Source organism: Wolbachia endosymbiont of Tuta absoluta (assembly GCF_059414725.1).
Genome location: NZ_JBNRJY010000273.1, coordinates 1 through 623 on the forward strand (window position 1 = coordinate 1; position 623 = coordinate 623).

1 pseudogene is annotated in these 623 nt (G+C 54.9%); it reads right to left on the reverse strand.

Annotation, left to right across the window (positions count from 1 at the left end):
- Positions 1-512: 512 nt before the first annotated feature.
- A pseudogene (locus ACJ5GX_RS02980) lies at positions 513-623 on the reverse strand (cell division protein FtsZ); the annotation flags it as partial.

Consider the following 623-nt stretch of genomic DNA (forward strand, 5'->3'; position numbering starts at 1 on the left):
CTTGACTCTAGTCTAGGTCATAGGACAGAGACAGAGTCTAAGATGGAGCGAGCTCACCCAGAAGAAGCCTGTTCACTCTTACTTTGAAGATATTAGGGTTGTATGTGTTTGGTCAGACGCAGGTAGATTATAGGTGATTATTTTGGATAAAATGACCTTAATATGGTACTATAAATTAGTGCTTACCATGTTTGGAGGCATGCCCGGCGGTCCACCGAAAGGCGGCTGTCCCATCATGTTAGGCGGAGGACCCATGGGTCCACCAGGAGGCATCATACCAGGTGGGGGCCCAAACGGCGGCGGGCCTCCCATCATGCCCGGCGGCGGGGGACCCATGGGGCCCCAGTTGTTGTCAAAGTTGGGTCCATTGTTAGGCCCGAAGCGCGGGCCTCCCCTGCCGCGGAAGAAGCCTCTGCCTCTCATGGGGGGGCCTCCTGGACCATAGCCGCGGCCGCGGAAGCGCATGGGGGGGCCGCCGCCCCAGCCGGGAGGTGGGCCTCGGCCGCGCCCTCTGGAGAACAAAAAAAATCAGTTACTCCTCTTATGCCAATATGCAGAACATTATCGGCGAGTTGAAATGCGTCAGCAAATGTAGTTTTCTCGTTAGCAATTCTAAATAAATT